21 protein-coding genes and 2 pseudogenes are annotated in these 26,069 nt (G+C 56.8%); 4 read left to right on the top strand and 19 right to left on the bottom strand.

Features of this window, described 5'->3' with window-relative positions:
* Nucleotides 1–259 precede the first annotated feature (259 nt).
* Nucleotides 260–475: pseudogene (locus METAL_RS15195) on the top strand (chromate transporter); the annotation flags it as partial.
* A 61-nt stretch (nucleotides 476–536) separates the two neighbouring features.
* Here the strand turns inward: METAL_RS15195 and METAL_RS15190 are convergent.
* The 12 genes from METAL_RS15190 to METAL_RS15130 form a co-directional block, all read right to left on the bottom strand.
* Entirely contained in the window at nucleotides 537–2,036 is a 1,500-nt protein-coding gene (locus METAL_RS15190) for an efflux transporter outer membrane subunit (protein WP_005373668.1), read from the bottom strand.
* Nucleotides 2,033–3,019 carry an efflux RND transporter periplasmic adaptor subunit gene (locus METAL_RS15185; RefSeq protein ID WP_005373666.1) on the bottom strand — a complete coding sequence of 329 codons (987 nt, stop codon included), beginning with the start codon at nucleotides 3,017–3,019 and terminating at the stop codon, nucleotides 2,033–2,035. The genes METAL_RS15190 and METAL_RS15185 overlap by 4 nt, the downstream gene beginning before the upstream one ends.
* An 18-nt stretch (nucleotides 3,020–3,037) precedes the next feature.
* Nucleotides 3,038–3,760, bottom strand: coding sequence for an ABC transporter ATP-binding protein (locus METAL_RS15180; protein WP_005373665.1), 723 nt, complete (start codon nucleotides 3,758–3,760; stop codon nucleotides 3,038–3,040).
* 2 nt (nucleotides 3,761–3,762) lie between these two features.
* On the bottom strand, nucleotides 3,763–4,920 hold the full coding sequence (locus METAL_RS15175) for an ABC transporter permease (RefSeq protein WP_005373663.1): 1,158 nt from the start codon (nucleotides 4,918–4,920) through the stop codon (nucleotides 3,763–3,765).
* Nucleotides 4,921–5,298: 378 nt separating this feature from the next.
* A complete protein-coding gene (gene truA / locus METAL_RS15170) occupies nucleotides 5,299–6,105 on the bottom strand; it encodes a tRNA pseudouridine(38-40) synthase TruA (protein WP_005373662.1) in 807 nt (268 codons plus the stop codon).
* A 117-nt stretch (nucleotides 6,106–6,222) separates the two neighbouring features.
* Nucleotides 6,223–6,711, bottom strand: coding sequence for a L,D-transpeptidase (locus METAL_RS15165; RefSeq protein ID WP_005373661.1), 489 nt, complete (start codon nucleotides 6,709–6,711; stop codon nucleotides 6,223–6,225).
* A 13-nt stretch (nucleotides 6,712–6,724) separates the two neighbouring features.
* Complete coding sequence (gene rlmD, locus METAL_RS15160; protein ID WP_005373659.1) at nucleotides 6,725–8,059, bottom strand: 23S rRNA (uracil(1939)-C(5))-methyltransferase RlmD; 1,335 nt, start codon at nucleotides 8,057–8,059, stop codon at nucleotides 6,725–6,727.
* 3 nt (nucleotides 8,060–8,062) lie between these two features.
* Complete coding sequence (locus tag METAL_RS15155) at nucleotides 8,063–8,647, bottom strand: YdbL family probable chaperone protein (protein WP_005373658.1); 585 nt, start codon at nucleotides 8,645–8,647, stop codon at nucleotides 8,063–8,065.
* Between the two features lie 14 nt (nucleotides 8,648–8,661).
* The gene (locus METAL_RS15150) at nucleotides 8,662–10,728 is read right to left on the bottom strand and encodes an AsmA family protein (protein WP_005373656.1); all 2,067 of its coding nucleotides are present in this window, start codon (nucleotides 10,726–10,728) and stop codon (nucleotides 8,662–8,664) included.
* Between the two features lie 401 nt (nucleotides 10,729–11,129).
* On the bottom strand, nucleotides 11,130–11,843 hold the full coding sequence (locus tag METAL_RS15140) for a M48 family metallopeptidase (RefSeq protein ID WP_005373654.1): 714 nt from the start codon (nucleotides 11,841–11,843) through the stop codon (nucleotides 11,130–11,132).
* Nucleotides 11,843–14,992 carry a type I restriction endonuclease subunit R gene (locus METAL_RS15135; RefSeq protein WP_005373652.1) on the bottom strand — a complete coding sequence of 1,050 codons (3,150 nt, stop codon included), beginning with the start codon at nucleotides 14,990–14,992 and terminating at the stop codon, nucleotides 11,843–11,845. Before METAL_RS15135 ends, METAL_RS15140 begins: the two co-directional genes overlap by 1 nt.
* A gap of 16 nt (nucleotides 14,993–15,008) precedes the next feature.
* Nucleotides 15,009–16,229: an RNA-binding domain-containing protein gene (locus METAL_RS15130; protein WP_005373650.1), complete on the bottom strand. Its 1,221-nt coding sequence runs from the start codon at nucleotides 16,227–16,229 to the stop codon at nucleotides 15,009–15,011.
* A 95-nt stretch (nucleotides 16,230–16,324) separates the two neighbouring features.
* Here METAL_RS15130 and METAL_RS21115 point away from each other — a divergent pair, with 95 nt between their 5' ends.
* Nucleotides 16,325–16,492, top strand: a complete 168-nt coding sequence (locus tag METAL_RS21115) for a hypothetical protein (RefSeq protein WP_169740941.1) — start codon at nucleotides 16,325–16,327, stop codon at nucleotides 16,490–16,492.
* On the opposite strand, the gene METAL_RS21110 is transcribed toward METAL_RS21115, so the two are convergent.
* The 7 genes and pseudogenes from METAL_RS21110 to htpX all read right to left on the bottom strand — a co-directional run bounded on the left by METAL_RS21110 (nucleotide 16,489) and on the right by htpX (nucleotide 24,160).
* Nucleotides 16,489–16,728 carry a Fic family protein gene (locus METAL_RS21110; protein ID WP_213069399.1) on the bottom strand — a complete coding sequence of 80 codons (240 nt, stop codon included), beginning with the start codon at nucleotides 16,726–16,728 and terminating at the stop codon, nucleotides 16,489–16,491. The genes METAL_RS21115 and METAL_RS21110 overlap by 4 nt on opposite strands.
* Entirely contained in the window at nucleotides 16,653–17,111 is a 459-nt protein-coding gene (locus METAL_RS15125; protein ID WP_213069398.1) for a hypothetical protein, read from the bottom strand. Before METAL_RS15125 ends, METAL_RS21110 begins: the two co-directional genes overlap by 76 nt.
* Complete coding sequence (locus METAL_RS15120; protein ID WP_005373643.1) at nucleotides 17,108–18,499, bottom strand: restriction endonuclease subunit S; 1,392 nt, start codon at nucleotides 18,497–18,499, stop codon at nucleotides 17,108–17,110. Before METAL_RS15120 ends, METAL_RS15125 begins: the two co-directional genes overlap by 4 nt.
* A gap of 142 nt (nucleotides 18,500–18,641) precedes the next feature.
* A pseudogene (locus METAL_RS15115) lies at nucleotides 18,642–19,162 on the bottom strand (REP-associated tyrosine transposase).
* Nucleotides 19,163–19,298: 136 nt separating this feature from the next.
* Nucleotides 19,299–21,743, bottom strand: a complete 2,445-nt coding sequence (locus METAL_RS15110) for a type I restriction-modification system subunit M (protein WP_005373640.1) — start codon at nucleotides 21,741–21,743, stop codon at nucleotides 19,299–19,301.
* A 310-nt stretch (nucleotides 21,744–22,053) separates the two neighbouring features.
* The gene (gene cysM / locus METAL_RS15105; protein ID WP_005373636.1) at nucleotides 22,054–22,944 is read right to left on the bottom strand and encodes a cysteine synthase CysM; all 891 of its coding nucleotides are present in this window, start codon (nucleotides 22,942–22,944) and stop codon (nucleotides 22,054–22,056) included.
* A 337-nt stretch (nucleotides 22,945–23,281) separates the two neighbouring features.
* Nucleotides 23,282–24,160 (bottom strand): protease HtpX, encoded by an 879-nt coding sequence (gene htpX / locus METAL_RS15100; protein ID WP_005373634.1) that lies wholly within the window; start codon nucleotides 24,158–24,160, stop codon nucleotides 23,282–23,284.
* 111 nt (nucleotides 24,161–24,271) lie between these two features.
* Between htpX and METAL_RS15095 the strand changes: the two genes are divergently transcribed.
* Together METAL_RS15095 and METAL_RS15090 are read left to right on the top strand one after the other, a co-directional pair.
* Complete coding sequence (locus METAL_RS15095) at nucleotides 24,272–25,399, top strand: PQQ-dependent sugar dehydrogenase (protein WP_005373632.1); 1,128 nt, start codon at nucleotides 24,272–24,274, stop codon at nucleotides 25,397–25,399.
* On the top strand, nucleotides 25,396–25,995 hold the full coding sequence (locus METAL_RS15090) for an NUDIX domain-containing protein (RefSeq protein WP_005373631.1): 600 nt from the start codon (nucleotides 25,396–25,398) through the stop codon (nucleotides 25,993–25,995). Before METAL_RS15095 ends, METAL_RS15090 begins: the two co-directional genes overlap by 4 nt.
* The last annotated feature ends 74 nt before the right edge of the window (nucleotides 25,996–26,069 follow it).

Raw genomic sequence — 26,069 nt, 5'->3', positions numbered from 1 at the left:
CGTCCAGCCGTGGCGGTAGACGGAGAACTTCTTGGCGGTTTTGTCCTTCTTTGTACGGATGGGGCATCGGCGCTAACGGGGCGGTGGCGGGCTCCGTTATTTTAGCAAGGGCGAGGAATACTTTCACAGCCTCAAATATCCCGCCCGGCATCTGTATCTTACGGGTTCAACCTCCGTAGGGTACGCACAGCGTACCCTACAGGGCTGATCGTCCTGAGTGCGGCGTTGCTCGGAGCGATCGGCGGCAAACGGGCTCCGCACTATTTTTACTTTTCTGCCGAGTTTTCTGTTCATTCTGGCCGGCGGTCCGCTGATCGAATCGACGCACGGCAATCTCAAATTTACCGCCCCGTTGACCGGCATCACCGCGGCGGTGGTCGGCGTGATCCTGAACCTTGCCGCGTTCTTCGCCTTTCATGTGTTCTGGCCGAACGGTTTCTCCGGACGTTTCGATTATGTCTCGGCGCTGATCGGCGCGGGGGCTGGCTTTTAACCTTGCCACTGCCGGGCCGGTCTGACGGATTCGGCGCCGCCGCTTAAGAGAGGGGACTGGTCTGGGGCAGCGAAAGTTGACCGTGCTGCCGGCGATTTTCCGGCTCCGCAACTTCCCAGCCGCCGCCCAGCGCTTTATACAATGCCACCCGTTGGCCGGCGAGCCGGGCCTGGCTTTCGATCAGAGCTTGACGCCGGGTCAGCAACGACCGTTCCGCGGTCAGCACGTCCAGAAAACCGGTCAATCCCTTCAAATAGCGTTCGCGGGCGAGGTCCAGCGCCAGTTTTTCGGCGGCTTCGGCTTGCCGCAGCTGCGCCTGGCGCCGCCGCTCCTGTTCGATCGAAGCCAGGGCATCCTCGACTTCCTTGAAAGCATTCAGGACGGCGGCGCGATAGGCGTATATCAATTCCTGATGACGGGCTTTCCTGCCTTCGATATTGGCCTGGATGCTGCCCCAGTTGAAAATCGGAAACGCCAGGGTCGAAGCGGCCGACCACGATTTGCCGAGCATCGTGAAATCGGTGATGTCGGTATTCTGGAGGCCGATGAAGGCCGCCAGGTTGATGCGCGGATACTGGGCGGCGACCGCGGCGCCGATATCCGCATTGGCGGCTTTCAGTCTTCGTTCGGCGCTCAGGATGTCGGGCCGGCGGCGCAGCAGTTCCGAGGGCAGTTTGGCGGAAGCCGGCTCGGCCGGCTGCGGAATCGGCGTGGGCCGCTGCAGGCGTTGGGTCAGTTCGCCCGGCGTTCTGTCCAGGAGCACGCTCAGCGCGTGCAGGGCCAGTTTGATCTGGTTTTCGTAAACAGGTTGTTCCGCCGCGGTCGCTTCGACCTGCGCCTGGGCCTGCGCCACGTCCAGATAGGAGGCGAGGCCGGCTTTTTGGCGTTCCCGCGTCAGATGCAGGGTATCCCGCTGGGTGGCCAGATTGTCGCGAATCACCGCCAACAACTGCTGATTGGCGCGCAGCGTCACATATTGGCCGGCTACTTCGCCGAGCAGGCTGACCGTCAGGGCGCGGCGGTTTTCGATTTCGGCTTCGATAGTTGCTTCCGCTGCCTCGACGGTTCGGCGGATGCCTCCGAACAGGTCGAGCTCCCATTGCGCGTCGAAGCCCGCCTGGAAGATGTCGATCAGGCTGTTGCCGATCCCGAACGCGCCGCCGGCGCCGGATGCCGTGCCGCCGACCGCGGTTGTCGTCCCGGCTGAAGAAGTGAAGCTGTTCAGGCGCCGGGAAGCGCTGCCGTGCGCGGAAAGCGTCGGCAGGCCGGCGGCAACTGCCTGTATCCTTTGGGTGCGGGCGATCCGGATACGCTGGAATGCCTGCTTCAGATCCGGATTGGTCGCGGCCGCTTCATCGATCAACCGGTTCAAAGCCGGGTCGCCGAACGTTTTCCACCAGGCCCGATCGCTTTGCGGCGTATCCGGGGAAGGGGAGCTTTCGCTCCATTGGGCGGGCGCGGGCATTCGGGGACGGACATAATCCGGGCCGACCGTGCAGCCGGCCATCGTCCCGGCGAAAATCAGCAAGAGCGTTTTGTTCATGCCGGCGGCGTGGGGGGAGGAGAGGTGCGGATCGGCGCGGTTTCACGGCCGACATCGGGCGCCTCGATGAAAACGTCCATCTGCTGCCCGACAAAGACCGGCATCTTATTGCGGTCGAAGCTGTACAGCACTTGTAAAACCCGGGTATCGACGCGTTCGGTACTGTCGCCGGTCAGCGATCTTTTAGGCACGACAAAGGGTTCCACCCAGGCCAGCGCCAGATCGGTCCGAAACCGGCGGTTGCCGCGCAAATAGGCGACCGCTTTACTTTCCCGGCGGAAACGCCAGGCATCGTTTTCGTCGATATCGACGCGGACATGCAGGTCTTCCAGATTGCCGACCAGCATCAGCGGGGTGGCAAGCGGACCCGCCTGGGCGAATTCTCCCGGCCGCACGTTCACTTGCAGCACCTCGGCATTGATCGGGGCTTCGACCTGCAATAAATCCAGCGTGGTCCGGCTTTCTTTGACCGCCGCTTCGGCCTGCAGCACCTGCGCCTCGGCACTGTCGAGCCTGCGTTGTGCAATCAGCGTGGCGTTCCGGCGCCGGTCGAGTTCTTCGGTGCTGATCGCGCGGCGGTCTTCGATGCTTTCGGCCAAGCGCTGCAGTACTGCGGCATCCCTGAGGCCGGCTTTCGCTTCGCCGACCGCGGCCTTCGCCCGCGCCAGATCGGCTTCCCGCACGGCCAGCTCGGCCAGCGCGGCGCGGTCGTCGATCGAAAACAGAATATCGCCGCGTTTGACCCGGTCGCCGACTTTGACATTGATCGACTTGACGATGCCTGCCAGGTGCGTGCCGATCGCAATATTCTCGCTTTTCGCCTCGACGATGCCGGCGCCGGCGATGAACGAGGCGAAAGGCGAGGTGGCCGGTTCGGCCGCGGCCTGGGCGACCGGCGTCGGCTTGTTGCTGGTGAATACTTCGAATACGCCGAACAGGAAGCCGGCGGCGGCCAGCACGGGTAGAGTATATTTGGGTAGCATCCTTAATTCCGTGAAGGGTTAAACTCGGCGTTGCTCATCATCGGTCCGGGATTGCTGCACTTTGACGATTTTCCCGTCGTCCATTTGCGCGATCCGGTCCGCAAAATCGAAAATGCGGGCGTCGTGGGTCACGATCACCAGCGCTCTGGAACTGTCGACCGCGACCGATTTCAGCAGTTCGAGCACATGCCGCCCTGTTTCGTGGTCCAGCGCGCTGGTCGGCTCGTCGCAGACGATCAGCCGCGGGTCATGGACCAGCGCGCGCGCAATCGCCACGCGCTGCTGCTGGCCGCCGGACAGTTGGGAAGGCAGGGCGGCCGAGCGATTTCCGAGGCCGACCTGTTCCAGAACACCGTTCGCCTTGCGTACCGCCTCGTGGCGGTCCATGCCGTTGATGATCAGCGGAATGGAGACATTTTCGGCCGCGCTCAGCGTCGGCAGCAAATTATAAGCCTGAAAGACGAAGCCGATATTTTCAGCGCGAAACTTCAGTTTTTCCCGGCTGCTCAATTTCAGCAGGTCCTGGCCGAATACGCTGCACAGGCCCGAATCCTGGTCCAGAATCCCGGCGATGACCGAGATCAAGGTCGTCTTGCCGCAGCCGGACGGCCCGACCAGCATCATCAGTTCGCCGACGCGGACTTCCATGTCGATGCCCTGCAGGGCGGTGATTGTTTGCGAGCCGGCGGCGTAGGTTTTGACGACATTTTGGCACAATACGGCCAATCCATTGCCATTCATGCTCATCCTTTGAACACGACCGCCGGTTCCAGCTTGATCACTTTGCGGATGCTCAGCAGGGCGGCGAACATGCAGATCAAAGTTATGCCCGCGCCGCTGAACATGAGCAATTGCCAGGGAAACTTGAACGCCAGAATCGTATTGCGCATCACAAACCCGAACAGGGCGGTCAGGCCGACGCCCATCCCGTAGCCGATGCTGCCGACCAGCAGCGCCTGCAGCAGGATCATTCTGAGCAGCACGCCGTTGCTCGCGCCCATCGCTTTGAGCACGCCGAACTGCCGGAGGTTTTCCAGCGTGAAGTTATAAAAGGTCTGGCCTGCGATCGCCGCGCCGACGATGAAGCCGAGTGCGACCGAAATGCCGAAGTTGATCGGGATCCCGGTGTTTTTCATGAAATAATCGTAGGTGAGCGTCTGGAACTCTCGCTGGGTATAGGCGGCCAGGCCGGTCGATTCGCGGATGCGGCGGGTGAGTTCGCCGATGTTTTGGCCCGGTTTGGCCTTGACCAGCACGAACGACAGCAGTTTGCGCTCCCGCGGCGCATACTGCAGCGCACGGTTGTAGGTCGTATAGAGGACAGGCTGGGACTGGAAAGTGCGCGTCGTCTTGGCGATCCCGACCACGATCGCGCGCCGGTCGTTCAGTTCGAGCGTGTCGCCGATCGTCAGTGGCACGGGTTTTCCGTCTTGCGCCGGCGCTTTGGCCAGTTTGGTGGTCGCGCCCTCGATGTCGACGATGATACCGTCGCTGCGGCGCAGGTCTTCCAATCTTCCTGTCAGCATCACCGGCGGGCCGCCGATCAGGGTGGCATCGTCCAGGCCGATCAGGTTGCAGGTTTGAAAAGTCCCGTCGTAAAGGCGCGCCTTGATCAGCCCCTTGTACAAAGGCACCGCCCAGGCGACGCCGGACACGCCGCGCACCCGGTACAGTTCGGTGTCCTGCATCGGCTTGATGTCGTCGATGAACTGCACCTTCGGGTCCATCACCCAGATGTCGGGCAGGCCGACGTCGGAAATGAAGCTGTACGACCGGGTCATCAGGCCGAGAAAGATGGCGGGCTGCTGGGTCATGATCAGCGAGGCGAAGGTCAGCCCCATCACGATGCCGAGATACTTTCCGCGGTCGCCCATCAGCATGGTTAGCGCAATGTAATTCATTTTTTAGGGTCGGGAATTCGAAGTGTTCGGTCATGGCCTGATCCGTGTAGTTTAGCTCCTCATTGACGAGCAGTATTTTAATCAGGATAAATACTTTAGTAGAGAAGATGATTTAACGCTAAGTTCAGCTCTTGTAGGGCGGATTTGCCGCCAGGCAATCCGCCATTGCTTTGAGGCCTGGTGGCGTTTTGCTATCGCGAAAACGCCCTACAATGCTGCTCTTCATAACGCTTGACGTGGATAACAGCTTTTGTAGGGCGGATTCGCCGCCAGGCAATCCGCCATCGCTTTGAGGCCTGGTGGCGTTTTGCTATCGCGAAAACGCCCTACAATGCTGCTCTTCATAACGCTTGATGTGGATAACAGTATCTACGGCCCTTAATCCTGGTGTCGGCAAGCATCGGCCGGCAGTTTGGCGAAAACGGGGTGATTGGCGAGCCGGTAGCATTCGGGGTAAAACACGCCGCCCAGGTACAGGCCGTGAGGCGGGGCGGTGATGCCGGCGAGCGCGCGCTTTTTGGCCGCCAGCAGTTCCCGAATCCAGTCGGCCGGCTGTTTGCCCGCGCCGACCGCGATCAGGCTGCCGGCGATATTGCGGACCATGTGGTGCAGGAACGCGTTCGCGGCGATATCCATGATCACTTTATCGCCTTCGCGGGTCACGTCGACGAAATGCACCTGCCGGAACGGGCTCTTGGACTGGCAGCCCTGCGCCCGGAACGAGGAAAAGTCGTGATGGCCGATCAGGCATCGGGCGGCCTGATGCATTTGGTCCGCATCGAGCGGCGCATAGCACCAGGTCGTTTGCGTGGGCATTAGCGCCGATTTGACCGGTCGGTTCAGGATGATGTAGCGGTAAAAGCGGGCGATCGCGCTATAGCGCGCGTGAAAGTCGCCGACTGCCGGTTTGGCCCAGAGAATCCGTACGTCGTCGGGTAGATGGGTATTGCCGCCCATCACCCAGGAGTAGGGTTCCCGCTCGGCGGCCGTGTCGAAATGCACGACCTGTTCGAGTGCATGCACGCCGGCGTCGGTGCGTCCCGCGCAGATCACAGTGACGGGATGATTCGCGACTTTTGCCAGCGCCCGTTCGAGTTCGGCCTGGATGCTGCGTCGTTCGGCCTGGAATTGCCAGCCGGAAAAGGCGCTGCCGTCGTATTCGATGCCGAGGACGATGCGGGTCATAGGGCGGACGTCAAGGCATAGGGTACGCTGCGCGTACCGAATCCGGTAGTATCGGTTCGGGCCTTGGGAGAAAAGGTACGCGCAGCGTACCCTACGCGGGTTGCCGGAAAGGCCATTCTAATCTTCATGAATGTAAATCCTGACGCCGGCTTCGAGGCGGTCGAACAATTCCAGCACATCGGCGTTGAACATCCGGATGCAGCCGTGCGATGCGGGCGGGCTCTGCATCCCTTCGTCCGGCGTGCCGTGGATGTAGATGTAGCGCCAGGCGCTGTCGACATTGCCATAGCGGTTAAATCCAGGTTCCAGACCGCCGAGCCACAGGATTCGGGTCAGGATCCAGTCGCGTTCCGGATACAGGCGGCCGAGTTCCGGGTTGTAGATTTCGCCGGTCGGGCGGCGGCTCTTGAAGACGGTGAAGACCGGCTGGTCCCCGCCGATTTTCGCGCGCACCCGATGCCAGCCGCGCGGCGTGCATTCGCTGCCTTGCCGTTCGCCGGGGCCGTTTTTCGCGGTCGAAACCGGATAGGTTTTGACGGTTTGTCCGTTTTCGATCAATGCCAGACGCTGGTTGGCGATCGAAACGTCGAGGTAGGTGTCGGCCATGATTCGACAGCCTTTATTTGACGAACAGCGCCATCGATTCGACATGCCCGGTCTGCGGGAACATGTCCATCACCCCGGCTTTGGCCAGCTTGTAGCCGAGCTCGTTGACCAGGATGCCCGCATCGCGCGCCAGGGTGGAAGGATTGCAGGAGACGTAGACGATCCGCTCCGGTTGCCATTTCTTGAAATATTTCAGCACTTCCGACGCGCCGGCCCGCGACGGGTCGAGCATGATCTTGTTGTATTTACGATTGAACCAGGGCTGGTCAGAGACATCCTTGCTGAGGTCAGCCGCGTAGAATTCGACATTCTCGATCTTGTTGTGCCTGGCGTTCTCTTTCGCATGGTCCACCAGCGGCTGGTCGCCTTCGACGCCGACCACGCGGCCGGCGTAACGCGCCATCGGCAGCGTAAAGTTGCCGAGGCCGCAGAATAGGTCCAGCACCGTATCGTATTCGTTCAGTTCCAGCGTTTCGAGCACCCGGTTGATCATCTGCCGGTTGATCTCGTAGTTGACCTGGGTGAACATCGCCGGCCGGAATTTGAATTCGATCGCCTGCTCGGGCAGGGCGTAGGTCGGAATCACTTCCGGCTCGCCGTCCAGCGGCACGATCGAATCGGGGCCTTTCGGCTGCAGGCAGATCGACACGCCGTGTTCGTGCGCGAAGACGCGCATCTTTTCTTTGTCGGTCTCGGTCGGCGGTTCCATTACACGCACGGCGAGCACGCATTGCTCGTCGCCGATCGCGACTTCGATCTGCGGAATTTTTTCGCGGATGCTGAGGCCCGAGATCAGCTCGGACAGATCGATCAGTTTCTCGCCGACAACCGGGTGCATCACCCGGCAGCTGTCGATTTCGGCCAGGTAAGGATGGCGGCGTTCGCGGAAGCCGACCAGCGTCCGGCTTTTCTTCGCGACATATTTGACGCCCATGCGCGCCTTGCGCCGGTAGCCCCAGTGCGGGCCGGTCAACGGCGGCCAGAGTTCGGGGGCGGCGACCTTGCCGATGCGTTTGAACTGCTCTTTCAGCAAATCCTCTTTGATGTGGATCTGTTCGGCCGCTTCGACATGCTGAAAGCTGCAGCCGCCGCAGACCCCGTAATGCGGGCAGAGCGCCTCGCTGCGCGCCCGATTGCGGGTGATCAGATTCACGACCCTGCCTTCGGCGAAATCGCGGCGCATTTCGGTGTAGACGAATTCGACTTCCTCGCCGGGCAGGGCCTCGTCGATGAACACGGCCTTGCCGTCCACATGCGAAACGCCGCGCCCGTCATGGGCGAGCGATTCGATCGTGGTTCTAACCGGCGTTTCCGGCAGGGTTTTCTTTCTCGCTCTGTTTCCCGCCATCTGTTATTTCTGTTTCCAGCTTCCGTTCGAGGACTGAACCCACCAGCCGGACTGGGCGTTGCCGATCCAGCGCGCGGCGAAGGTCGCCTTGATCTGGTCCAGCCATTCGGGATGGCCGTTCGCGTTCGCGATTGCTTGGTACAGGCGCTGCCGGTCCTGGTTTTCGGCCGCGACCAGTTTGGTGACCTGATTGCGGTCTTTTAACGGGATATTGGCGCCTTCCCGGACCGTCAAAGAGCCGTCCGCCTTGATGCCGATGTAGCCGGCCGCATAGTTCGGCTGCAGCGAGGCGAAGCGCTTTTCCATCGACGCGCGCAGCTTCCGGATGTCGGGGCTGTCGATCGAAAGATCGGCCTCGGCCGCCTTGGCGGAAGTTATGACTGTGCCGATGGCCCTGTCGATCCAGCGGAAGAGAGCCGCGTGTTCGTCATCTTGGCCGGATCTCGATTGCGGCTTCGGCGGCACCGCGTTCTGAATGTCCTGGATGATTTCATCGGCCGCTTTTTCGGCGGCCGCGGCCGGAAAATAAATGTTGATCGTGACGCAGGCGGAAAGCAGCAGCGCGCTCAGAAGGGAAAGTTTTCTCATCGATTTCACCTGAATTATTTGATAATGACTTCGTCCGATGCGGTGATGCGTTGCAGGCGCTCCATCAACACGGTCCAGTCAACCCGTGGATTATACCCGATCACGTCGATTCTCGGCAGGCCGCCGCCCTTGATGATCCGGTAGCCGTCGTTTTCGGCGGCCTCGATGCCCATCATCTGGCAGACGCCGGCGTGCAGGTAGCAGCCGAGGCCGATCTTGTCGTAGCCGAAGGTATCGAAAAAGCGCAGGAAACTGCGCGACAGCAGGTCGGCCGCGCCGCCTCCGCCGATGTTCGCGATATTCCGGACCGCTTTCTGGCTGATCCGGTGCGTTGAGTCGTCGTCTTCCGGCGTGCCGAACCAGGCATAAAAGCCGACCGGCCGCCAGTTTTCGAGCTGCAGATTCTTGACGAATCCGGACAATCTGCCGGTTATCCCGCCGAACTCGAATTTGCGGGTGATCCGGTCGAGGTCCAGGCGGTCCAGTTCGATCTCGGCGGAGAGCCTCGGGAAGTCGCTGAACAGTCCGGAAGAAGCCAGATTGGCGATTCTGATGTTGCCGTCGAAGACTTTGACGTTCAGTTCGCCTTTCAGTTTCAGCGTCTTGTCCCGGTATTCGACGCCGGGTATCCTGCCGCTGACCGTGCCCGACAGCGGCGTCCAATGCAAGGCGCCGGTCAGTTGTTCGAGCGAGATATCGTTCAGGCGCCCTTCGAAATAGACGTCGGGTTCCTGTTCGGGGCGGCTTTGCAAAGTGAACCGGTTCAGCGCGATGGTGCCGCCGAGAAAGGGCAGGCGGGTTTTTTTCAGCAGTTCGATCCGGTCGGCGCGCGCCGAGAAGGGCAGCCGGGCAGGACCGATCGGAAGCGAATACAGCGACAGTTTTTGCCAGCTCAGCGCCGACGGGACGGCCGCGTCGGGAGCTTTCGACCAGTAAATCGAGCCTGCTCCGCCTTCGGCGGCGACCCGGCCGCTTTCGTCGTGTACCGCAAGCCTGGCGAAGTTTAACGCCAGATGCGTCAGGGCTTGTTCGGCCAAGGTCAGTTCCGCTTTCGCCCGGCCTTCCAGCGAGAGGCTCTCGAAAGCGGTCTGTTCGGCGAAAGGTTTCAGATAGACCGCCGAGAAGCGCGCCAAATCCTCCGATTGTACGGTTAAGGCGGCACGGGCCAGTTTCACCGGGGCGCCGGTTTCGATCGAGGCGTTGCCGCTTACGGCCGCGGTTCCGGTATGTTCGAAAACGAACGAGGCGATGTCGACGCATCGCCGGGCGGGGTCCCAACTTCCTTGTCCGGTGAATTTGATCGCTTCCTTGCCTGCTTCGAGATAGACGGGTTCCAGGTACAGCGCGCCGCCGGTGAGCTGCGGGGAGATTTGCCAGTGCCAGCGCTCTCCTTCGTGGCTGGCATGGATTTTCGCGTTTGCGGACAGTGCTTCGGTCGCGGCTTTGCCGTCCGGGGTTTGCAGGGAAAGGTCATGAAGCCGGACGCTCAGGGCGATGTCGCCGATTTTGCCTTTGATTCCGGAGGCCAGAAGCTCGAAATCCAACTCGCCGTTTTTGATCTCGACCGGGCTGAAGCCGAACAGCTTCCGCAGCAGCTCACCGTCGAGTTTTTCGCCGGCCAGCCTGACCTGCCAACGCATCGCCCGTTCGGTCATTTCGGCGTTAAGGATGCCGCCGGATAGCCGGAGGCCGGTCACGGCCGCGCTACTCGATTTCTCGCCGAGCCGGAACGAAAACGCAGCCTTCGGTGAACGCCAGCGCTTCGAGCCGATCCTGGCGCGGCCCTGTTCGCAGACGGTTTGACGGTCGTTCCATTTGAACGCGGTGCAGCGGATGTCGGCCAGTTGCAGGTCGTCGAACGGTTTCGGCAGGGCCAGCTTTCCGATCGTTAGGGCCAACTGCTGGCGAGAGTTCGGGATGCCTTCGAGGGCAAGTCGGACGTTTTCGAGTTTCCAGCCCTGTGCGCTCAGCGAGCCGATGTCCAGCGCGACCTCCTCGATCGCTGCGGCGGGGAAGGCGAATGGCAGCAGACCGGAGAGCAGGAGTAACTTGCTACGGTCAAGTTTGCGGAAATGAGGCATCGAACGTAGGGTAGGTAACGGCACGCTTGGGAACAGTCCCGATGTATTTTTGTAGGTCTGGAAAACTCCCTCTCCCGTGGGAGAGGTCCTTGGAGAGGGAAAAAATCGATGAGAGATTTCCTCATACTGCCTTCTCGTGGCATAGCTATCTACACAACTTCCCGTCTTGTCAAGCATCGAGGTCGCAGGATGAGCAGAGCGTAGCGAAACCCATCGCCGGAGACTCCGATGTGGGACCGGATCTGATTAGGTTCGGAGCTCAGACCGTCGAGGCGCTCGTTCGCAAGCGGACGAGGGCTTGATGGGTTTCGCTGGCGCTCTACCCATCCTACGCCAGGCACGTTCAACACCGGGTGGAGGTGCCTGTGCCCGGAGGCAGAGGTACTTATTCAGAACTCCTTTCAATATAACCAATTCTCAAACGCCAACGGCAGTTTATTCAAAAGATCCCGCCTTTCCCGCCAATTGGGCATGAGTTTGTCCATGTGCGCCCGAAAACGTTCGTTGTGATTGCGTTCGAGCAAGTGGACCAGTTCATGAACCAGAATATACTCCACGCACTCGGGCGGTTTTTTGGCTAACTCCAGATTCAACCAGATGCGTTTAGCCCGCGTATTACAGCTACCCCATTTGGTTTTCATCTTCTTAATGTTCCAATCGGCCGCTTCGACACCGATGCGGCATTGCCAATCGGTGACGAGTTTTTCAATATGGGCTTTGAGTTGAGTTCGATAAAATTCCGTCAGCACAAGGGCTCTGTTTTCAACCGAGGTGCCCGGATTAACGAACAGGTGAATTCTGCCGCCCGCTACCTTGACCTCATGGCGGCCGGCCCGTTCCATGACATTCAAACGGTAACGCTTGCCCCGGAAGTAATGGCATTCGCCGCTGACCAAAGCCCGTTCGGACTGTCTGGGTTGACTGGCAAACTCGCGCTGTTGCTTTTTGATCCAGGGAATGCGGCTCACCACGGCCATGCGAATCGCCGTATCGGTCATGTGTTCCGGCGCGGACACCCGCACGCGGCCATCGGGCGGCAATACGCTGATATGCAGGTTCTTAATCGCCTTGCGATTCAGTTGCAGCGATAACTCGCCAATCCGGATCAACGGCATCAGTGATAGTCCTTCTGTGCCTTGGCCAGTTCCATCACTTTCTGAACATCCACGTCGTAACCGGCGGTTTCCTGCCGTACTGCATTGGCGATTTCCCGCTCCTTGAAGCGGTCGCCCACCCAGTCGGCTTTTTTTGTATAACGAATGGCGTTGTCGATTTTGGTCGTCAGCATCTCGTCGTTGCCAAAGTTGTCGTAAAAAGCGCGCTTGGCTTTTGTATCCATCGAAGCCGGATAATTTGAGCCCGTTTGTTCGGGACGAATCACTTTTCGGGATAACTCACGAATGCGCTCAAGGTATTCCTGATACTCGATCGCCTTTTGCCGGCGCAACGCGATCAATTCATCCAGCAATACCGACATGTGCTCGTAATACTTGGGATTGACCGGATTTTCATCGACGATGGTTCGGCGCACGTTGTTTTCGATGGTTTCCGACATCGCTTCCTGATTGCCGCGGATGCTTTCGGGCAGGGATTCGGCCGCATCAACGCCTTTCTCGACGATCAGTTTGATGAGCCCGAGTTCCTCGAAATCCATCAGTGGTTCGCTGTCGTCGGCGCGGATATACATGTCCAACAAATGGCGCATGGCGGGCTCGAAACGTTTCATATCCAGCAAGTCGCCGCTGGCCAGTTTCACTTCGTCGCGTACTTTTTCATAATGAGCGACTTCCGAGCGAACTTTCTCGGTTTCCGTACTGGAAAATCCCGCTTCCGGCATCTCGTTGGCGATATTGGCGAAGGCGCGCAATAATTTGGCGACATTTTGGTACAACGTCAGACGCAGCGCTTCTTTCTCGCTGAGCGCATCCCGGTTCGACCCCGATTCGCCGCAGAAATAATGGATGTAATCTTGGGTATTGCGCGGCGCCTTGACCGGCTCGCACAGCGCCCGAACCATTTCCAGCGCAATTTCCAAATCCAGTCGAGCTTGTTCCAGCCGGTCTTTCAACAAACCCGCCACGTCTTCCTTGTCGTAGCCTTCGAACGCGCCTTGGGTATAGTCGGTAATCGCCTTGTCCAGTGAACGAAACAAATCCTTGTAATCGATGATGTAACCGTATTCCTTGTCATCGCCGTCCAGCCGGTTCACCCGACAAATGGCCTGAAACAGATTGTGATCGGCCATTTGCTTGTCGATGTACAAGTAGGTCGCCGACGGTGCGTCGAATCCGGTCAACAGTTTATCGACCACGATCAACAAGCGCATTTGTCCGGGTTCGTCGATAAAGCGCTTTTTGACGTCCTTCTCGAACGCTTCGACCCGCTTGGCCGCTTCGTCTTCCGGCTGTTCGAAGTAATCCGCCAGCATTTTCCGGTAAATGTCGTATTTGAACAGTTTTTCGGTCAGCCCCTCGCCGGTTTCCTCGCCTTTGATCGCAGCAGAGGTAGGCTGGAAACTGGTCACAATCGCCACCTTGCCGGCTAAATCCGATTGGCTGAACATTTCATAAGCCTTGCAAGCCTGGTAGACGCTGGCGCAAACCAACATGGCGTTGCCGTAGCCGTCCATCAGTCGGGGTTTGGTGTCCATATCCAGTAGGATGTCGTTGACGATCTGTTGCAAGCGCGACTTGCTGGACAGTACCTTCTGCAGGGTGCCCCATTTCTGTTTGAGCTGGGTTTTGGCGATATTCGACAAACCGCGCGTTTTGGCCTCGAACCATTCGTCGATTTTTTTCTGCGAGGTAATGTGCTGATCGATGTCGCGCGCCTCGTAACGCAAATCCAGCACCACGCCATCGGCCACGGCTTCATCGAATTTGTAAGTGTGAATGTAAGGGCCGAACACCTCCACCGACTTCTTCTTGTCCTTTTTCATCAGCGGCGTGCCGGTAAAGCCGATAAACATCGCCGCCGGCAGAATCGATTTCATCGCCTCGTGCAGCTTGCCGGATTGGGTACGATGACACTCGTCTACAAACACGAACAAATCGCCTTTGGCGTTGAAATCCTTGGGTAACGCCTGTTTCAACTCCTCGATAAAAGCATCCGCGGCGGTATCGTCTTCGCTGTCGGATTGCCGGCCGAATTTATGCACCAGCGAACAAATCAGCCAGGGAGTGGCCTGATTCAGCGTAGCGATCAGATACGCGCCGCTTTTGCTCCGGTAAATTTCTTCTTCGACGCCGGTAAAGACTTTTTCGATCTGCTCGTCCAGCTCGGTGCGGTCGGTTACGATCAATACCCGGCTATCCCGGGCGTTCTCCCGAATCCACTTGGCCAGCCACACCATGGTCAGGCTTTTGCCGGAACCTTGCGTGTGCCAGATGATGCCGCCTTCGCGGCGGGCAACGTGTTGCCTGGCGGCTTCGATGCCGAAAAACTGGTTATGGCGGCAAGTTTTTTTCACGCCGGCATCGAACACGATGAAATCGTGAATGATCTGCAAGAAACGCGATTTGTTGCAGATGCGGCTGAGATGAAAATCCAGCTTGTGTAGGTTGGGCTGAATGCAATGAAGCCCAACGGTTTGATTTTGCTGGGCTTCGCTTTGCTCAATCCAATCTACATTATTTTCCTTCCATTCCAGATAATACTTTTCCGGCGTTTCGATCGTGCCGTAACGCAAGCCCTGGGTATCGTTACCGGCCATGACCAGTTGCATCGTGGTGAAGAAATTGCGGATGAAATCCTTCTTCTGGTTATCCAGATTCTGCCGGATGCCTTCGGAAACCGATACCGAAGAGCGCTTCAATTCGATCACGCCCAACGCGATGCCATTGACATACAACACGATATCCGGGCGCTTTTTACTTTCGCCCTTGATGGATACCTCTTCGGCAAGCGCAAAATCGTTGGCTTCCGGGTGCTTCCAATCGATCAGCCAGACGGTTTGGTTCTGCTCGCCCGCGCCTTCCTTGTCTTTGACACCGTAGCGCAGCAGGCGATACACCTCTTTGTTGGCGTAATAAAGTTTCTTGCCTTCGCCTAGCGCTGCGGCCGCATCCAGTTGGCGAACGGCCCGAACGATCAACGCCTCACCGACGCCGCGTTTTTTCAGCCAAGCCGTGAGCAAATCGACTTCGATGTTTTTGTTGTCTTCGCGATCGTGCCGGTTCCCCAAATAACGGTAGCCCAGCTGATGCTGAAAAAATTCGACGATGCGGTTTTGCGTGGTGCGTTCGCGCTGGCCGACCTGACTCAAAGTAAACTCCTTTTAGCTAACGGTACAAAGTGGTTTTCAGATAATCAGCCGTTGCCACGAATTCGGGCTCCTTACCGGTCAAAGCGCGGGTCAAAGGCACGATTTTGGTTCTGACGCCCATGCCTCGGTAATCGACGTAACCGTAGTCGCGCAATACTTCCATGATGAGGATATTGCGCGGCGAACGCTGACCGGCCTTCATTTTTTCGATCGTCATCGAATTGGGCAGCGAGCCGGGACTGATTACTTCGAAGCGGTCAACATAGGAACCGACTTCGATTTCGACGAAGCGCGTCCAGTCCCGGTGCGCCAAGGCGTTGATCAAGACTTCCCGGATGGCTTCCAGCGGATAAAACCACTGAGTCTCCCGGCGTAAACCGGCATCAATAGTTGACGATTGCTCGCTGATAAACGGCTGAATCGCCGACATGAAACGCTCGATAATGCCGCCATCGATCAAATGCTTGCCCGAAGGCGTCACATCCCACCGGCCAACCATGGGGCCATCTAAAATTTCATCCAACTGAGCCTGATATTCTTTTTCCGCGTTATCGAACGCGAACACCCGCAAACCTGCCTGTTTAAAGTACCGACGCGGCTGTTTGCCAAACAGCACCAAGCCGGCAATGGTACAACTCGCTACACCGCCCGCATCGGTTAAAAAACCCAGTCCCAATAAACGCTGTTGCCATTCCGATTCGGAATGCGGCATATCCGGATCGCGGATTATGTCTTTCAAATAATTGTTCAGCCGCGCTTCGTCCAGACATTGCATATCGGTGCGCGGCACCGGCATCAGTTCGGTATGCAACATGCCGCCCAGTTCGAACAGGCGCATCTGCTGTTCGCGCGTGGCCAGCCGCGAAGTGGAGCCGACACGGATATAAATCTCTTCCTTGCCGCGATCCTTGAGCACATAGGGTTTTGATATGCCTTGCGGAAAGCTGATTACCGCGACGGTTTTCCCTCCGTCCAGTTTAATTTCTTCGTAGAACGGCAAAATCAACGGATGAATTTTTTCTTGCATCACATTCATCAGCCATTCTTCCAGATTGGGCCGTTGAATTCCGCTGATGGCACCATCATCCTCAATGCCTAATAACACCTTGCCACCCTGAAAATTCGCCATCGCCACGATTTCCTTGGCCAGTTGCTCGGGTCGAATATCATCACGCTTGAACTCGATGCCCGAATTCTCGCCATTAACTACAATTTCCAGCAACTCCGTTTTTAACATTGTGCGGTCAGCAAAGTCGGATTAAAAAATAAAAGATAATTGTTTCTCGTGCTATGATTTCAAGCAGTTTAATTTTGCAAAGATTTAAGCAGACCATGAACATCAAACGTCCTAAAAATAAAGCCCCCACGGTCAGCAAATCCATGATCATTCGTTCAATCGCTAGCTCCACCGCCATCGAAACAGGGCAGCCGATAGCTGTTATTGAAGCCAAACTCAAGGTAGCCAGCAAAAAATACCGTCATTTAAAACTGGCCTCTTAATCGGCTTCAGTCTCATTAAAGGCGCGCTCGATCCAATTCATCATTGGCTGGTAATTGCAAGCTAATCCTTGCTGAATAGCCGTAAAATAATCCTCCCGGTTATTATCCCAAGACGTGTAATCCAAAGTGCCGTAACCTGCCTGTACAGCCATGATGTCGGCTAATAGACGCGCCAGCCTTCCGTTACCTTCGCGGAATGGATGCGCAAGAATAAGCTCAACATGGATGATAGCCATAGCCTGATCAGCTCGTCATCCGATAACGCCTGGCAAGGCGTCAGTCTGGACAGATAATCTCTATCCAGAAGATTCAAATATGGAATTTGCGTCGCCGCAGCAAATTGAAAGCCGTTTTTGCCCATGTTGACCGAACGTTCTTCGCCAGCCCAATCGTAGATTGGAAAAAGCCACTGACGGTGCCATGTCTTGAGATGCTCGACCGTTATGACACCTTCATACAACTGCTGAATCAATACCCGATCATACAATTGCTGCAATAACAACAACTCAACCTCATCCATCTCTTCTGGATCGGTAATACCCAGTTTATTCAGCAATACCCGATTATTGGAACCCGGTTGATAGGTGGTTTGCGAACCGCCGAGCGAGTATTTGTTCATATCAGCCGGATTCTCCCGGTGAGCAATTCCTGCATCATGCCTTGTTTGGTTTGACGGGTTTTGGCGAGGCGTTTTTGCAAGGTTTGGATTTCGGCCTCCATGTCGGAGAGGATGGTGGCGATGGCGGTTTGTTCTTCTTTGTTTTTCGGACTTGGTATTAGATATTTTTGAATTGCACTAAAAGGAACTCGTCTATGACCAGCACTTCCAACCATCTCAGACTCAAGTGTAATTCTAAAGTTGTTACGAGTAGTCCAGAAATAAATAAATCGTGCATCAGAATTTTCTTTAGCCCTAAAAACATGGAACTCTGTGCTTCCATATCCTACTTCGGTAGGTAATGAATCAGTATGACAGCCTTTACCATTTTCAAAACATGGTGTTATTTTCGCGACTAGAACATCACCCTTTTCAAAGTAAGTAAAACCACTCTTAATATCACTAAATTTAATCAATGAGGTGTTAGATAGCTGAGCATTTTCTGTCACATCTTGCATTCCTACGAAAGAAACAGTATCAGATGCTTTGAGTATTTTTCTCGTGAGAGTATCCTCAAATAAATTACCGAAGTGTATACAGTCCCAATCCTCCGGAATTTCCCCCAGCTCACTTTGCATATAACCCTTCCGCGTACCATCTTCACGCAGGGCAAATTGGGGCAGGCGGGTGCGGCCGGTAAGGAGTTGCTGCATGGCGGCGGTTTTGATGGCCTGCTTTTTGGCGATCAGTTTTTCCAGTGAGTGAATCAGCGCATCGACATTGGACAGGACATTGGCGATGGCGGTTTGTTCTAACTTTGATGGAATTGCAGTTTTTATCTTCCGCACTGCATCAAGATTCATTCCTGCTTTCGCGCCTTGATCAGCAGCTCCTTTAAATAGTTTTTGAACATTCTCGGAAGATAAAAAGTAAGCTACATATTTTGAATCTATTTCGTTTTTATCAAAACGAACAAGTGCAACGTGCTGATTAATAAAAGCAGGCTTTTCCAACCGAACGTCCACATAACTGCAAATACCAATATCTGCGGTAATGGATATAAGAATATCGCCATTCTCAAGTGAAGTTCTTTTACCTTCCGACGATTGATGGGGCAATAAAACAAACTTTGTCTCAATCAAATCTAAATAGATAGACTCACGCGACATGTTGGTAATCCTAACGAAAATATTTCCATGTGAGGCATAAAATGAAGCCCAGCCTCGTGAACCACTTGTTACAAACGGATTAAAATCTCCTATCGCACAGCAATCCCAATCCTCCGGAATCACCCCCACTTCTGTCTGTTTATACCCTGGCGGATACAAGCCCCCAACCGGCACGGCTTGCCTGACCTCATCCGCCAAATACTTGACATTCGCCTCGGCGACTCGATTCTTGCTTGTCATGGCGCTTCCAAAATCAGTAAATCCGTAGGGTGGATAAGCGCCAGCGCATCCACCGATTTTCCAATAAGGCAAGGTTTTGCTGTTTGGTGGATGCGCTGGCGCTTATCCACCCTACGCTTCTTGCATTTGCATGTGGGTTGGGTCATTCGATCTCCAGGTCGTCTATATTGCTTGGCGGTTGGCTGCCCCAATCCGCATCGTACCAACCTTTTTTCACTGCGCCGGCGAACGACGACCACGGCCAATGTCCGGGGTGTTGCACCAATCCGTGTTTGACTGGATTGTAATGAATATAGTCCATGTGCCGCCGCCAATCGTCTTCGTCGCGTAGAGCGTGTTCCCAAAATCGGCGCTGCCACACACCAAACGTTCTTGGCGAGCGTTGGTGGTGGTGTCGATTTGGCGGGAAACCATTTTTTTAATCTCCCGCCAGCGGGATGAATAATCCGCATCATTTTCCGGCAGCCGCCAAATGCAATGCAGGTGGTCGGGGAGCACGACCATGGCGTCGATTTGAAACGGCCGCGTCTGCTTGACTTTGCGCAAGGCATCCCGGAGCATTTGAACGCGCGCGTCGTCGATAAAAACCCGCCTGCGCCGCCAAGTGACGACGGTAAAGAAATAACAGCCACCAGTGATACGCAAGCGTTGATAGTTGCTCATGAGTTATTGGGTTGGTGGATGCGCTGACGCTTATCCACCCTACATACTTTTATTAAGGGCTGTAGATTGTTGGTTAAATTCATCGAATTGACCCCGTCCGCGAATGGGTGCGAAGCCTTTTGGCGGTCTAGTCGCTTCATTCTTTACTCTCTATTTTCAACTCTCCACTGAGCCGAATTCCCATGGCTTCCAAGTGTCGATAAACCCGCTCGCTCAAGGCCGCGACCGCTGTTTCAATGCCCGGCAGCGGCTCGCTGTAGCGCTCTTCCAGTTCTTTAACGCGATTGGCCAGTTGTTGGGTGACGCGCTCGATTTCGGCTTGAATATGAGCTTGTAAAGTAGCCTGCCATTTATCCTGAACGATCAGCGTTTTAATGGCGTCTTCATTCAACTGGGCGTATTGCTTGAATACTTTTAAATCCAGCGCTTCCTGATGTTCCTTCAGGGATTTTTTGGCTTCGGCTTCGGTGTCGAACAGGCTTTGCGCCTGTTGCAGTACGGCGATTTCTTCCGTCTCGCTGGCGACTTTTAATCGGGTTTTGACGCCGGCGGCGGTGACTTTGTCCTTGTCGTTCAGCGCCTCGCTCAGCAAACCGTCATCGCCGCTGTGTTCTTCGAGGTAGCTTTCCAGTTCCTGAGTGGCGGCATCCAGATCGGTTTGAATTCGGTCGATGACGGCTTGCTCTGATTGGAAGTAACGCGCCACGATCAACGCCGGCGGGATCAGTTCGGTTTTGTATTTGCGTTTGTTGATGACGAGGCCGGGCGCTTCCTTGAGCTTTTCGCCCTTGTTGGCAATCAGTTCACGCAGGGTTTTACCGGCTAGCCAGCCATCTTGCACCAACACGTAAACGTCGTCCTGCATCGTCTCCGACCAATAATCCATCAGGATTTGGTAGATGTCATAGTTGTTCAGCAGCGGCGTCCCCGCATAGGTTTGCAACAAGTCTTCGCTGATGCTTTGGATGATGGCTTTGGGATGCTGGCCGATGGTTATCTTCTTCAACGCCGCGCGTTCGCACCATGCGGCAAAAGGTTTAAGGCTTTGCCGGGCAAAGGCTTCGAATTCGGGATGATGCAAAATCGTGGTTTTGACTTGCGCGGCGGCAATCAAAGCCCGGCAATATCCGGGGCGGTCTTCGGCAAACAACGTGTCGCGCAAGTTGGGGAACTCTTGCCAATACGCTTGCAGCGCGTCGATGTCGCGCTTGGGGATGCCGCCTTGCAGGTGGGCGCTCAAGTCGTGCAGGTCTTCCGGCTCGCCGCTGTCGATATAGCGCGGGATATTCAGGTTGTAATCGTTGGCGGCAATTTCGCTCAAAGCCACCCTGCGGCTGTAGCGCGGCAAGGCCAGTTGCTTGGTAAACACGTCGACGATCTTGTGAATGTCCTGGGCGCGCAAGCGGTTTTTGTTGCCGTCTTTGATAAAGCCTTTGCTGGCGTCGATCATGAAAACGCCAGTGCGGTGCGCGGCGTTTTCCTTGTCGATAACGATGATGCAGGCTGGGATGCCGGTGCCGTAAAACAGGTTGGCGGGCAGACCGATGATACCTTTGATATAGCCTTGCTTGATCAGGTTTTCGCGGATGCGCGCTTCGGCGTTGCTACGGAACAGCACGCCGTGCGGCAGAATTACCGCGCCTTTGCCGGTGCTTTTCAGGCTTTTGAGAATGTGCAGCAAAAAGGTGTAATCGCCGTTTTTCTCCGGTGGAATGCCCCAGACGAAGCGGTCGAACTCGTCTTCTTGCGGATTAATGCCGCTGGTCCAGTTTTTGTTGGAGAACGGCGGATTAGCGACCGCGAAGTCAAAGGTTTTCAGTTTGCCGTTGCCGTCTTTCCATTGCGGATCGGCGATGGTGTTGCCCTTCCAGATTTTGGCGGTAGCGTTGTTGTGCAGAATCATGTTCATGCGCGCCAACGCGCTGGTGGCGTTGTCCATTTCCTGGCCGAAAATGGTCAGGCCGCGCGGGGCTTCGTCGCTGGCTTTCAGCAATAACGAGCCGGAACCGCAGGTCGGGTCGTAAACGGTGGCGTCTTGCGGCGTGCTCGGGTTAATGCCGATGACTTTGGCGAGAATGCGCGACACTTCCGCCGGGGTGTAAAACTGTCCCTTGGATTTGCCGGATTCGGTGGCGAAATGGCGCATCAGATATTCGTAAGCATCACCCAGCAGGTCGTCGCCGTCGGCGCGATTGGCGGACAAGTCCATCCCTTCGAACAGTCCGATCAGCTTGGACAGGCGGTCGATCATTTCTTTGCCCTTGCCGAGCTTGTCTTCATCGTTGAAGTCGGCGACGTCGATCACGCCTTTCAGGTCGTTCTCTTCGGCCAGCGCGCTGATGATTTTGTTGATTTTTTCGCCGATTTCCTTATCACCCTTCAAAGCCACCATGTCGTCGAAGCCGGCGCCTTGCGGTACCACGATCATGCCGTAAGGATCGCCTTTGTATTTGTCGGATACGTATTTCATGAACAGCAGGGTCAGCACGTAGTCTTTGTACTGGCCGGCGTCCATGCCGCCGCGCAGTTCGTCGCAACTGGCCCAGAGGGAAGAATAGAGTTCGGTTTTTTTAATGGCCATTTAGAGGGGGGCTTCCTTTGGTGTCGTATTCCGTTAGGGTAGGTCGGTAATTCGTGCCTGCGGTTTTCAATCGTTGCGTCAGGTTACGCAGCTTGCTAACTCGGCGTCAAGCTCTGGCGAAGGCCGGCGTCTTCGCCGAATTCTTTAGAACCGTAGGCCGGGCTGAGCAAGGCGAAGCCCGACAATAATCTGTTAGCCATGTTGGGCTTCCTGACGTCAGCCCAACCTACCGAGTTTCAACACTCGGCAAATCCCGCCCTGCAGGAATGACGTTGCAGCCTTAATTCAACGGAATTGTAATACGGGGTAATCAGTCCGGAAACACGCCGGTCGATAAATAGCGGTCTCCCCGGTCGCAGACGATCACGACGATCACCGCGTTCTCGACTTCCTGCGCCAGTTGCAGCGCGGCATACACCGCGCCGCCGGAGGAGATGCCCGCGAAGATGCCTTCGCGCGCCGCCAATGCGCGGGTCGTTTCTTCGGCCGCGTGCTGGTCGACCCGGATGATCCGGTCGACGCGGCCCGGATCGTAGATTTTAGGCAGGTATTCTTGCGGCCAGCGGCGGATGCCGGGGATTTTGGATTCGCCTTCCGGCTGAACTCCGACGATTTCTATCGCCGAATTTTTTTCTTTCAGGAATTGCGAGGTGCCCATGATGGTGCCGGTGGTGCCCATCGAGCTGACGAAATGGGTAATCGTGCCCTGGGTATCGCGCCAGATTTCGGGGCCGGTGCCTTCGTAGTGCGCGCGCGGATTGTCGGGGTTCGAGAACTGGTCGAGAATGCGTCCCTCGCCGTTCGCTTCCATCCGCCGGGCCAGGTCGATCGCGGCTTCCATGCTGCCGGCGGCCGGCGTCAGGATGATTTCGGCGCCGTAGGCCTTCATCGAGGCGCGGCGCTCGGCGCTCATGTTGTCGGGCATGATCAGGGTGATTCTGTAGCCTTTGATCGCGGCCGCCATCGCCAGCGCGATGCCGGTATTGCCGCTGGTCGCTTCGATCAGCCGGTCGCCGGGCTTGATTTCGCCCCGGGCTTCGGCATGTTGGATCATGCTCAGCGCCGGCCGGTCTTTCACCGAACCGGCCGGATTATTGCCTTCCAGCTTGGCCAGGATCGTATTGCTGTTCGGTCCGGGCAGACGCTGCAGGCGGACCAGGGGCGTGTTGCCGACGAAGGATTCGATGGTGGGAAACTTCATGTGCGATCGGGATAATTTCACAAAATTGGTGGAATTATCCCATAAAACGGGGGAAATGGGCGGCTGGAATTCAACGCGCGCAAAGGTTTGGGTTAAAAATAACTTCCGCTTATTGTTCCCACGCTCTGCTGGGAACACATTGAAAGACACTCTGCGTCCCGAACCGCAGGAGCGGTTCAGTCTGCATTCCCACGCAGAGCGTGGGAACGATGAAACATCCCAGACCTGCCAGGTTTTGAAAACCTGGCAGGTCTGGGGTAAGGGAGGCATATATGATCGGAAAGCGCCGGAAACTCGGCGCCGGAACGGGACGGATGTCGTCCGCCCCGGCTTGGGTTTAGCGGTTGTTCTGCAAGGCCGCGATTCGCTCTTCCAGCGGCGGATGGCTCATGAACAGGCGCGTCAGGCTGCCGTCGCCGTTGATCCCGAAGGCGGCCATCTGGCCCGGCAGCGTCGCGGTTTCCTGAGTGCGCTGCAGCGCGCGTAGCGCGCCGATCATTTTCTGGCGCCCGGCCAGTCGCGCGCCGCCCGCATCGGCCCGGAATTCGCGGCGGCGCGAGAACCACATCACCAGCATCGAAGCCAGGATGCCCAGCGCGATCTGCGCGGCGATCTGCACGATGTAGTAGGCCGGGCCGTAGCCGCGTTCGGTTTTGAACACCGCCCGGTCCACCACATAACCGATCAGGGTCGCGAAGAAATAGACGAAGGTGTTCACGACGCCCTGCATTAGCGCCATCGTGACCATGTCGCCGTTCGAGACGTGGCTGATTTCGTGGCCGAGCACCGCTTCGACCTCGTCGGCGCTCATCGATTCCAATAGGCCGGTGCTGACCGCGACCAGCGCGCTGTTCTTGTTCCAGCCGGTCGCGAACGCATTCGCTTCAGGCTGCCGGAACATCCCGACTTCGGGCATGCCGATATTGGCTTGCCGGGCCAGACGCGCGACCGTGTCGACCAGCCAGCGTTCGGTTTGATTCTGCGGCTGTTCGATCACGTACACGCCCATCGCGTTTTTTGCGGACCATTTCGACATCAGCAGCGAAATGAACGAGCCGGTCATTCCGATCACGGCGGACATCACCAGCAACGCATTCAGATTCAGGTTGACGCCTTGCGCATCGAGGACGCCGCTCAAGCCCAGCACGTTGAAAACGATACTGATCACCACCAGTATCGCGACATTGGTCGCTAAAAACAGGAAAATTCGCATCATGGTGTTTGCCTTTTATGAAGGGGTTGGTATATCGACAAAATAGGGACTGAATAAGTGAAATCAATACGGGTCAGAGTGATAATATACAAGAAAAGTTTAAAGGAGGGTGTTATGAAGCATTTGAAATCCATCTTGGTTTCGGCCCTGCTGTTCGGCTTGGGATTCTCCGCCTGTGCGCAGCAAACGGCTCCCGAAGACGTGATTGCCAAATTGAATGTGCCGCAGGGTTTTTCGATCTCGCTGTTCGCGCGGAATTTGCCGAACGTGCGCAGCCTGGCGTTCGGTGACGACGGTGTCGTGTTCGCGGGCACCGGCCGGGAAGGAAAGGTGTATGCGCTGCAGGACAAGGATCGGGACGGCGCCGCCGAAACGCTTTACGTACTTGCGGACGGTTTGACGATGCCGAACGGAGTCGCCTATAAAGACGGCGCGCTGTATGTGGCCGAAATCAGCCGCATTTTGCGTTACGACAATGTCCTGCAAAATCTGGCCAGCCCGCCGAAGCCGTCGGTCGTGTACGACAAGCTGCCGACCGACAGGCACCACGGCTGGAAATACCTGCGCATCGGTCCCGACGGCAAGCTGTATACCGCGGTCGGCGCGCCTTGCAATATCTGCAATCCGGAACGGCCGGTGTATGCGTCGCTGGTCCGGGTCGACACGGACGGCAACAATTTCGAAATCCTGGGCCGCGGCATCCGCAATACGGTCGGCTTCGACTGGCAACCCGGAACCGAGGGCCTATTTTTCAGCGATAACGGACGCGATTATCTGGGCGACGACCTGCCGCCCGACGAACTGAACCGCTGGTCCAGAATCGGCGAGCATTTCGGCTATCCCTTCTGCCACGGCGACGCGATCGCCGATCCGGAATACGGCAAAGGTAAGCAGTGCTCGGACTATACGCCGCCGGTCTGGAAGTTCAACGCGCACGTTGCCGCTTTGGGCATTCGGTTCTACCGCGGCGAGCAGTTTCCGGAACATTACCGGAACCAGCTGTTCGTGGCCCAGCACGGCTCCTGGAACCGTTCGGTGCCGGACGGTTACCGGGTTGTACTGGTGACTTTCAGGGATAATAAACCGGTTGACCAGGAAGTCTTCATCGACGGCTGGCTGACCAAGGAAGAAAAGGTGCTCGGCCGACCGGTCGACGTGCTGACCCTGCCCGACGGCAGCTTGCTGATCAGCGACGATCAGCTGGGCGTAATCTACAAAGTGCAATATAAACGAGGCAAATGAGCAAAACCTTTGAAATCATCAGCCAGGAAATCGGCTACTCGGGATTTTTCCGTCTGGAAAAATACCGGCTCCGGCATACCTTGTTCGCCGGCGGCTGGAGCGGCGAGATCGAGCGTGAATTGTTCGGCCGCGGCCAGTGCGTGGCGGTTTTGCTGTACGATCCGGAACGGGATGCCGTCGTTTTGATCGAGCAGTTTCGGATCGGCGCGATCGGCAATCCCGAGCGGGCGTGGCTGCTCGAAATCGTCGCCGGTGCGGTCGAGGACGGAGAGACTGCCGAAGACGTGGCCTACCGGGAAGCGAAAGAAGAAGCCGGCTGCGCGGTCGAGGAGCTGATCAGGGTCATGCGGTTTTATACGACTCCCGGCGGTTATTCGGAAATGATCACGCTGTTTTGCGGCAAGGTCGACAGCCGGGACGTCGGCGGCATTCACGGGCTGGATCATGAGGGCGAAGACATCCTGGTGCGCGCCGTGCCTTTCGCCGAAGCCTACGGGATGCTTGAAAGCGGCGAAATCGAGTCCGCTATTCCGATTCTGGCGCTGCAGTGGCTGGCATTGAACCGGGAAAAGCTGAGGTCGGAGTGGCGGCGCTAACTGCCCGGCCCGGGCGCCTCCAGAACGCGGATTGGGCGGCGCTAAACGGAATTTGATCGTAAAAAATTTTTGGT

The organism is Methylomicrobium album BG8, assembly GCF_000214275.2.
Lineage (GTDB): Bacteria > Pseudomonadota > Gammaproteobacteria > Methylococcales > Methylomonadaceae > Methylomicrobium > Methylomicrobium agile.
Note: the sequence above shows the minus strand (reverse complement) of the source record. Positions and strands in the feature narration are given on the sequence as shown.